Source organism: Acinetobacter sp. AKBS16, from assembly GCF_002899995.1.
In the GTDB taxonomy this organism is placed as follows: domain Bacteria; phylum Pseudomonadota; class Gammaproteobacteria; order Pseudomonadales; family Moraxellaceae; genus Acinetobacter; species Acinetobacter baumannii.
Genome location: NZ_POYH01000080.1, coordinates 74,109 through 83,117, shown reverse-complemented (window position 1 = coordinate 83,117; position 9,009 = coordinate 74,109). Strand labels below are relative to the sequence as shown.

General features: G+C 38.8%; 10 protein-coding genes and 1 pseudogene. All 11 read right to left on the bottom strand.

Features of this window, described 5'->3' with window-relative positions:
• Positions 1-522: pseudogene (locus C1642_RS19515) on the bottom strand (DNA polymerase III subunit delta'); the annotation flags it as partial.
• Positions 523-533: 11 nt separating this feature from the next.
• Complete coding sequence (gene kdsB, locus C1642_RS14285) at positions 534-1,295, bottom strand: 3-deoxy-manno-octulosonate cytidylyltransferase (RefSeq protein ID WP_000680702.1); 762 nt, start codon at positions 1,293-1,295, stop codon at positions 534-536.
• Positions 1,296-1,305: 10 nt separating this feature from the next.
• Positions 1,306-2,316: a tetraacyldisaccharide 4'-kinase gene (lpxK, locus tag C1642_RS14280; RefSeq protein WP_103236480.1), complete on the bottom strand. Its 1,011-nt coding sequence runs from the start codon at positions 2,314-2,316 to the stop codon at positions 1,306-1,308.
• Between the two features lie 2 nt (positions 2,317-2,318).
• Positions 2,319-4,046 carry a lipid A export permease/ATP-binding protein MsbA gene (gene msbA / locus C1642_RS14275; protein ID WP_103236479.1) on the bottom strand — a complete coding sequence of 576 codons (1,728 nt, stop codon included), beginning with the start codon at positions 4,044-4,046 and terminating at the stop codon, positions 2,319-2,321.
• Positions 4,043-4,471, bottom strand: coding sequence for an ExbD/TolR family protein (locus tag C1642_RS14270; RefSeq protein ID WP_000669686.1), 429 nt, complete (start codon positions 4,469-4,471; stop codon positions 4,043-4,045). The genes msbA and C1642_RS14270 overlap by 4 nt, the downstream gene beginning before the upstream one ends.
• A 15-nt stretch (positions 4,472-4,486) precedes the next feature.
• The gene (locus tag C1642_RS14265) at positions 4,487-5,122 is read right to left on the bottom strand and encodes a MotA/TolQ/ExbB proton channel family protein (RefSeq protein WP_000264035.1); all 636 of its coding nucleotides are present in this window, start codon (positions 5,120-5,122) and stop codon (positions 4,487-4,489) included.
• A 49-nt stretch (positions 5,123-5,171) separates the two neighbouring features.
• Positions 5,172-6,059, bottom strand: a complete 888-nt coding sequence (locus tag C1642_RS14260) for a ParB/RepB/Spo0J family partition protein (protein WP_103236478.1) — start codon at positions 6,057-6,059, stop codon at positions 5,172-5,174.
• The gene (locus C1642_RS14255; RefSeq protein ID WP_000057212.1) at positions 6,056-6,838 is read right to left on the bottom strand and encodes a ParA family protein; all 783 of its coding nucleotides are present in this window, start codon (positions 6,836-6,838) and stop codon (positions 6,056-6,058) included. The genes C1642_RS14260 and C1642_RS14255 overlap by 4 nt, the downstream gene beginning before the upstream one ends.
• Positions 6,839-6,859: 21 nt before the next feature.
• Positions 6,860-7,492, bottom strand: a complete 633-nt coding sequence (gene rsmG / locus C1642_RS14250; protein WP_000553193.1) for a 16S rRNA (guanine(527)-N(7))-methyltransferase RsmG — start codon at positions 7,490-7,492, stop codon at positions 6,860-6,862.
• Positions 7,493-7,579: 87 nt separating this feature from the next.
• Positions 7,580-8,269 (bottom strand): N-acetylmuramate alpha-1-phosphate uridylyltransferase MurU, encoded by a 690-nt coding sequence (gene murU / locus C1642_RS14245; protein ID WP_000646457.1) that lies wholly within the window; start codon positions 8,267-8,269, stop codon positions 7,580-7,582.
• Positions 8,269-9,009 (bottom strand): aminoglycoside phosphotransferase family protein (locus C1642_RS14240; protein WP_228153899.1); only part of this gene is annotated, 741 nt, incomplete at its 5' end. The genes C1642_RS14240 and murU, both read right to left, overlap by 1 nt.

The window sequence follows — 9,009 nt, the reverse complement described above, 5'->3', positions numbered from 1 at the left end:
TGAAATACGGTCTAAAGCAAAATGCTGTAAGCGACTTCGAATGGTTGCCGGTAATTTCAAATAATGATCGGCCAACAAGATTAAAACGACGCGTTCACCTGGCTCTTCTAAGGTTTTTAGCAGCGCATTTGATGACGCAAGATTTAAAGCTTCAGCTGGCTCAATAACAACAACACGCCATCCCTCACCAGTTTGTTGTACAAATGGCAATAAATCTCGAATTTTTTCTATTTTAATTTTTGCATTCTGTTTTTTATTTTCTTCATCTGTCGTGATATGAACATAGTTTGGATGCGTATCTGATTTTAACCATTGACAGCTACTACATTCACCACAAGCACCTTGAGGTTGTTTATTTAAACAAAGTACCCACGCTAAGAAATGCTTAGCAAAAGCATGTTTACCACAACCTTGTTTACCATAAAATAATAAGCCATGCCCAATATTAGGAAAACGTGTTGTTAACGTTTCCCACATTGTCTGTTGCCACGGATAAACCTTAGAAGTCACATTCTGATTCATTAAATTAACGCTTACTCAAAAGACTCAACAGGCATATTATTTAAACGATCAAGATCTGCTTGAGTGTCAACACCTGGTGGTAAATTCGCTTCTGCTACAGCAATAGCAATACGGTGTCCATTTTCTAAAACACGCAATTGCTCAAGACTCTCGAGCTTTTCAAGTTTACCCATTTCCCATGTAACATATTCTTGTAATAAGCTCACACGATAAGCATATAAACCTAAATGACGAAATGCTTGGCTATGTAAAGTTGGTTCAGCTTGTTTAGCACTATCTCGATCATAAGGAATAGTTGCACGACTAAAATATAATGCTTCATTTTGTTTAGACATGACTACTTTTACGATACTATCACGCTGAAATTCATCCAACGAATGAATAGGCTCACATAATGTAGACATTGAACAGTTTGGCTTATCAACCAAAAGCTTTGCAACTTGCTGAACAAGCTGGGCTGGCAGTAATGGCTCATCGCCTTGTACGTTTACAATAATGTCATCAGCATCCCATCCTTTAATACGAGCAACTTCACTTAAACGATCTGTTCCCGATGGATGGTCTGCACTTGTTAAAACAACATCAACGCCCTCTGCACGACATATTTCAGCGATACGTTCATCGTCCGTTGCTACACATAGGTCATCGAAACCTTCAACTTTTTTTGCTTGATCCACTACTCGTAAAATCATAGGACGATCATGAATAAGTAACAATGGCTTACCTGGCAAACGCGAACTTGAGAAGCGTGCTGGAATAACGATGTGTTTCATTTTTTTCTTCCTAAGATATTTGAATATCAAGCTTTTGCAATTGCTGATTTAAAACCTGATAGCACTCTTCAGACAAAACAGCTTTAACTGGCACAACCCAAATAGGTCGTTTAAATTCTGGATGCTTTTCAAGTAATGGTAACAACTTAACTGCATCTTTTTCAGTTGTAATGATAGATTGGTCATCATTAAATAGAAGGTCATCAATAACATAATCATGATGATCACGAAAAGCATGCTCTTGAAGTTGTGTCACCCCTAAACCTTTAAGTGTTTGGTAAAAGCGCTGAGGAAAACCAATACCGACTACTGCATGGTAATTATTTTGAATATTGAATGATAATTCAGTTGCCGAAGAAGGATTCAACAAGTAAGGTTGCCCTGCATCAAGATGCATATGCAATGTAGTTGTTGGTGTGAAAGTATGCTCGATTACCGTACTAGTTTTTAAACGTTCCGCAGGTTCACGTAAATATCCTTCTGGTAATAACTTTCTATTTCCAAGGCCACGATTTTGATCAAGTACGATCCATTCTAGCTGACGATCTAATGCCCAATGTTGCAATCCATCATCACTAATAATTAAATCTAGTTTAGTCGATGCTAATAATAACTCGATTGCAGCTTGTCTATTGGGTCCTACTGCCATAGGTACGCCAGTTGACTGTACAATCAAAGCAGGTTCATCTCCTGCTTCAGCTGCTTGACTGGCCGATGTTACCAACACAGGAAAAGGGCCAGCTCCACCATAGCCTCTACTAATTACCCCTACCTTTACATTATGCTGCTTTAGATAATTGACGAGCTCTATTAATAATGGCGTTTTTCCACTTCCCCCCACCGTAATATTGCCAATTACCATGACTGGCACAGGTGCGGTATAAACTTTTTTAAAGCCTGAACTATAAAAACCACGATTTAGTAAAAACCCAGCACGATACAAGCAAGACAAAGGACGTAAAACAATCAACCAACTTGATTGCTTATTCCATGCATTTTGGATCAGCTGGGCTAAAGACATACTTAATGGTCCTCAAAATTACGCTGATGTAATTGATAATAAGCACCATGTTTAGCAAGTAATTCTTGATGAGTACCTTGTTCAACAATTTGTCCGCGGTCCATCACAACAATACGATCCGCATTTTCAATGGTTGATAGACGGTGAGCAATCACAATCGTTGTACGATCTTGCATAGCCTCATCAAATGCTTGTTGAATAAAGTGTTCAGATTCATTATCAAGCGCACTTGTAGCTTCATCTAAAACGAGAATAGGCGCATTTTTCAAAATTGCACGAGCAATTGCGATACGTTGACGTTGACCACCGGATAAGTTTAGACCTTGGGCACCTAAAACAGTATCGTAGCCATCTGGTAAGTTCATAATAAAGTCATGGGCATAAGCAGCCTTTGCCGCTGCGATAACTTCTTCATCGCTCGCATCATGTAGCTGACCATAAGCGATATTTTCACGTACAGTTCGGTTAAACAAAACAACTTGCTGATTTACCATCGCAATTTGTGTACGCAAACTTGAAAGCTCAATATCACGTATTGGTAAATCATCTAAATAAATTTGACCACTTGAGACTTCTTGGAAACGTACCAACATATTCACTAAAGAAGTTTTACCAGCACCAGAGCGCCCTACCAATGCAACAGTTTCGCCTGGACGAATATCTAAAGAAAAGTCTTTAATCGCTTGCGTACCGTCAGCATAGTTAAGTACAACATGGTCAAAACGAATTGCACCATGCAACTGAGGTTTAAGCTGACCACTATTTTCTTCTTCAGGTAAATCTAATAATTCAAAAACTGAATGTGCTGCAGCCAAACCACGTTGTAACTTCTCATTAATATCAGTTAAGTTTTTAACAGGCTTTGAAAGTAATCCTGCTGCCGTAATATATGCAACAAACTCACCAGCAGTTGTATTCCCTAAAATTTGTGGTCTTAATGCTAACCATACGATTAGAGCCATTGCACAAGCCATCACCACTTGAACAACAGGACTATTTAGGTTTTGCACAATCACCATTTTTAAACCACGTTTTAAGTTTTCTTCCGATGACTTATAAAAACGCTCTTGTTCTGACTCTTCACCAGCGAAACTTTTAACAACTGCATTACCATTAATACTTTCTTGCACTACATGGTTAACATCACCCATAGTGTCCTGAACTTGCATCGAAAGCTTGCGCATTCTTTTTGAAGCTTTACGCACCAAAATCCCAATCACAGGTAAGAACACCATAATACAAATTGTTAAACGCCAATTGGTATAGAACAAATAACCTAATAACCCCAAAGTAATCATGCCATCCCGAACAATGGTCTTTAATGATTCAGATGAAGCAGCTGTAAGTTGCTCGACGTTATACATAATTTTGGCAGTAATATGTCCCGAAGAGTTATCGAGATAATATTGAGCCGGTAACCTTAGAAGTTTTGCATAAACTTCTTGGCGAATACTAAAAACCAAACTACGCGAGATTACAGCCGTATAGTACCCCCCCATAAATAGGCCAAGGCCACGGAAGAATACCAATAAAATGATTAATAAAGGGAACCAATCCAGATCCGCTCTACTCGCATTTTGAATTGCATCAATAATAAATTTAATGAGCTTAGCAACAGAAACCTCCGTCGCTGAGTTCATACCGAACCCGATAAGAACTAATAAGGCCACGCCCCAATAAGGTTTTAAATAGGATATGAGACGTAAATAAACCTTAAAATCTTGATTCACTCAGAAAAACCTCTAGAAGGAACTTTGGTACTAATATTGATGTTAACAAAACCGAGTTGTCCTGCTACATCCATAACACGAATAACATCCTGATGGGATGCTTTTGCATCAGCAGCAATGATAAACATAAAGTCACGTCGCTCTTGAGCAATTTGCTTAATTGCAGTGCTCAAATCAGCCACATCTTTGGTAGATAGCGCCTGACCATTCACGGCGTAATGTCCGCTAGAGTCTACCACGACTTCAATTCTATGATCGTACTGTTTTGGTGGAACACCTTGTGCATCTGGTAAAGTTAAATTGATGCGACTTGGCTGATTAAAAGTGGTAGATAACAATAAAAACACTAGAATGAACAATAAACAATCAATCATAGGTGTTAGATTGATATGAATGTCTTCAACCTGAGAACGTTTAAACTTCATATTGCGATCTACCCATCAACCAACGCGGCGATGTTCTTGCATGACTGAAGAACGTTTGTAAAACAATGAGGCATGAAATAGCGTCGATTGTTGCTCTAACTCAGCAATATAATCTTGCACTACTCTTTGAAAATATCGATAGGAAATAAGTGCAGGAATTGCAATGAGCATACCAACTGCTGTTGTGATCAAAGCCTTGGAAATACCGGGAATCATTAAACTAGGACTACCTGCCGAACCAAAATCAATAACCAAAAAAGACTCAATAATTCCCACAACTGTTCCAAGCAGCCCTAGTAGCGGCGCTATAGCACTTAAGGTCCCTAAGAAGTTAATATTTTTTTCTAAATAAGAAATTTCTTGAGAAGCCATAGCTTCCATTTGTGCTCGAGCAAATTGTTCGCCATGTTCCTGATGCTCAAAACCAGCTTTTAGAATATTGCCCAATGCCGTGCTTTGCGCATTATTATCCTGTTCCAAATTTGTTATGACAACAGAAATATCTGCACTGCCATCATTCATTAGTACTTTAGGTAAAACTTGTGAACGTCTTAAACGTACAAAACGCTCAATACTAATTGCGACGGTTAAAATTGAACACAAAATTAAAGGCAGCATTAACCAGCCGCCCGCTTTCACAAGTTCCCACATATTTTCTTCCCCAAGAATATAAATTAGAAATATATGACCTAACTTAGAATTAATCTGGTAAACAAATATTCAAAATACCATCTAACTCATCGAGTGAATGATAGTGAATAACAAGCTTACCTTTACCTTTCTGGTTATGATCAATTTTAACATTGGCACCAAAACGTTCTGATAATTTCTGAGTTAGTTGCTCAATGTCTGGTGCAACAGGAGCTTTTTCCTTTTCCTGTTTAGGCTCGTTCCAATCGCGTACTAACTGCTCAGTCTGACGAACAGATAATCCTTTTTCAATTACAATTTCTGCAACTTCAAGTTGTTCTTTGCCCTTTAAAGTTAAGATGGCACGAGCATGCCCCATATCAAGCTGGCCTTGCTGCATAAACTCCTTAATATCATCAGCCAAGCTCAACAGACGTAATAAATTACTTACCGTTGTTCTTGCTTTACCGACTGTATCAGCAATTTCTTGATGGCTTAAACCGAATTCATCATGGAATCGTTGTAGCGCCAACGCTTGATCAATCGGGTTTAAATCTTGACGTTGAATATTTTCAATAAGTGCTAAAGCAATAGCAACCTGATCATTTAAATCACGAACAATTGCAGGGATTTCCGTTAAGCCAGCAATTTGAGCTGCGCGCCAACGACGCTCACCTGCAATAATTTCGTAAGGATGAGCTTCATCATCTACAGGACGAATAACAATTGGCTGCATTACCCCATGTTTTTCAATAGAGGATGCCAACTCTTGCAAATCATGCTCATGGATAAAACGACGTGGTTGATATTCACCTCGTTTCAACAACTTCACGTCAATTTGCTTTAACTGACCATGATCAAGCGCTTGAGCTTCTAATTGTAATTTTTCTTTTTGAATTGAACCAAGTAATGCATCTAAACCACGACCTTTCGCCAATCCGCGTTTTTTGATGCTCATACTTTACTTCCTTTCTTCACTTTACTTTTCTTTAACATCTCAGCCGCAAGATTTAAGTATGCAACTGCACCTTTCGAACTTTTTTCAAAATAAATCACTGGCAAACCATGTGCTGGAGCTTCAGCCAAACGAACATTACGTGGAATCACCGTGTCGTAGAGTTTCTTACCAAAATATTGCTCTAACTCAGCTGATACATCGCGAGTTAAGGCATTACGCGCATCATACATGGTGCGTAAAACACCAATAATTTCCAAATCTGGATTTAACGCTTTTTGAATACGATCGATCGTTTGAGTTAAATCTGCCAAACCTTCTAATGCATAGTACTCGCATTGCATTGGAATGATTACACCATCTACTGCAGCTAAAGCATTCACGGTAATTAAACTTAAGCTAGGCGCGCAATCAACAATAATGTAATCGAATGAGTCCCGAATTTCATTCAAAGCATTCTTTAAAATGAACTCACGACCTTCTTGCTCGGCAATAGCAAGCTCGACACCAGAAAGTTCACGGTTTGAACCCAAAACCTTATATCCAACCTCAGCTTTTTGAATTGCCGTTTCGATTGGCACTTCACCCAATAACACATCCGTAATTGAGTAAAGTAGATCATTCTTTTGAATACCAGACCCCATCGTAGCATTACCTTGCGAATCTATATCGACAAGTAGCACACGTTTTTTCAATACAGCTAGTGACGCTGCAAGATTTACTGCAGTCGTTGTTTTACCAACACCACCCTTTTGGTTTGCAATCGCAATAATTTGAGCCATGGTAACCCTAATACTTTTTATTTAAATTCGTTGAAGTAAAAGTAAATGACGTTGTTCATCAAGTCTCGGTACATGCAGTTCAATCACTTTACATGAAAATTCCTGCTTAAGCTCTTCCATTTCTTCAACTGGAATCAGTCCTTTCATCGCGGCAATTATACTCTGCTCATGTAAATATGGACGCGCAGCCTCAACAAAATCTGTTAATGATGCAAATGCACGACTTGTTATTACATCAAATTGGCCAAGTTCATCAATTGTATCTTGATTTTCAACACGCGTTTGCACAGCTATTACGTTTTTAAGCTTAAGGTCAGCAATAAACTGTTTCAAAAAACGAATTTTCTTACCATTTGAATCAAGCAATACACAAGAGCGTTCTGGCTGACATAAAGCAATGATCATGCCTGGCATGCCACCCCCTGTACCTACATCGAGCAAACGACCTGCTGGCAAATCTTTCAAAATACTTAGGCTATCCAACAAATGCTTCACTAACATTTCTTTCGGATCACGAATCGCTGTTAGATTATAAGCTTTGTTCCAAAGTACCAAAGCATCTTGATACTTCAACAATAATGTCAAAGCTTCATCGCTAAGCGATAAACCTAATTTTTGACTACCCTGTTGTAACTCTTGAAAAAACGGATGCATAAACAGATAACATCTAAGTAAAATTTAAAACAAAGTATACCCATTTATGCATCGTGGAACACTAGTTAACGATTAGCGATTACGCAGTTAATCGTAGAAGCCTTCACGAATTTGCAAATCTAGCTCCATTAAACGCTCAGGCGTTCCCACATCCACCCATGCACCTTTAAGCTTTTCACCAGATATTTTTTGATTGTGCATGGCTTGCTTCAACAGTGGGGCTAAAGGACGTTTACCAGCTTCCAATCCATCAAAAAGCTTAGGATGGATAACAGATACACCACTAAACGTGAGGTTCTCGCCCTTCACATCTTGATCAAACGCAAAAGCGCGTCCATTTAATAATGTAAAGTCGCCTTCGGGATGCTGTTTAGGATTATCAACTAATACAAGATGTGCCAAATCATCATTTAACTTAATATGGCGTAGAGCTTCAAAATCCATTGTAGTCCATACATCTCCATTCACCAGAATGAAAGGATCTGTTCCAAGCAGTGGCAAAGCATTAATAATTCCGCCAGCTGTTTCCAGCCCTTCTTCTTCTCGTGTCCAACGGATATCCACACCAAATTGAGAGCCATCTCCCAAGCTACTGATGAGTTTGTCGGCTAACCACGCAGAATTGATGACTATTTCGGTCACACCAATTTTCTTAAGTTTTTCAATATGCCACACAATAAGTGGCTTACCACCTACCTCAAGCAGAGGCTTTGGTGTATATAGTGTGAGTGGACGCATACGATTGCCCAAGCCAGCAGCTAAAATCATTGCTTTCATTATGCTGCAACCTCATAAAGGCCATATTTTTCAATAAATTTAGGCATTACTGAACTGTGAATAAACGCCATGAAGTCATCAAGCTCATGATAGCCACGGCTCTCTTCAAGTAAATACCACATGACTCGTGGTAAATCTTTCAAATAACCAGACTTACCATCTCGCTCAAACAAACGGACAAAAATACCTAAAATTTTGATATGGCGTTGAATTGCCATTAAATCAGCATCACGTTTAAATTGGTCAAAGCTTCGGTTTTGTTTAGCAGATGCTGGTAAAAGCTCATAGAACACTTTAAACCATTGATAAACACGCTCAGCATTCCACTGCACGTATGCATCACGTGTAATCGAGATTAAATCATATGTATCAGCCCCAATAACCGCGTCTTGGAAGTCAATTACTCCCAATTCTTCTTCATTAGCAATTTTCATTAAATTACGGCTATGAAAATCACGATGTACAATAACTTGCGGTTGAGCTAATGCTGCCTGAGCCAAGAAATCAAATGCATCATCAATAGTTTTCTTTTGCTCAGCTGTTGGATGGATATCGAGTGACGGTAACATCCAATCTGTTAACAACTGCATTTCCGATAAAAGCTTTTCATAAGAATAAGCCGGGAAATGTTCAGCCCCATTAATCGATTGCAAATGAATAAGCTGTTTAAAACTCTGTTCATAATATTGATCAACTGTTTCATCGTTTAACAATGTAGACAGCAGCACATCACCAAAGTC

What these genes read in the sequence shown, in the direction of transcription:
- C1642_RS14255 (WP_000057212.1), bottom strand. Translation starts at nt 6,838, where the DNA reads ATGGCTCAAATTATTGCGATTGCAAACCAAAAGGGTGGTGTTGGTAAA.
- rsmG (WP_000553193.1), bottom strand. Translation starts at nt 7,492, where the DNA reads ATGCATCCGTTTTTTCAAGAGTTACAACAGGGTAGTCAAAAATTAGGT.
- kdsB (WP_000680702.1), bottom strand. Translation starts at nt 1,295, where the DNA reads ATGAAACACATCGTTATTCCAGCACGCTTCTCAAGTTCGCGTTTGCCA.
- murU (WP_000646457.1), bottom strand. Translation starts at nt 8,269, where the DNA reads ATGAAAGCAATGATTTTAGCTGCTGGCTTGGGCAATCGTATGCGTCCA.
- C1642_RS14265 (WP_000264035.1), bottom strand. Translation starts at nt 5,122, where the DNA reads ATGTGGGAACTTGTGAAAGCGGGCGGCTGGTTAATGCTGCCTTTAATT.
- C1642_RS14260 (WP_103236478.1), bottom strand. Translation starts at nt 6,059, where the DNA reads ATGAGCATCAAAAAACGCGGATTGGCGAAAGGTCGTGGTTTAGATGCA.
- lpxK (WP_103236480.1), bottom strand. Translation starts at nt 2,316, where the DNA reads ATGTCTTTAGCCCAGCTGATCCAAAATGCATGGAATAAGCAATCAAGT.
- C1642_RS14270 (WP_000669686.1), bottom strand. Translation starts at nt 4,471, where the DNA reads ATGAAGTTTAAACGTTCTCAGGTTGAAGACATTCATATCAATCTAACA.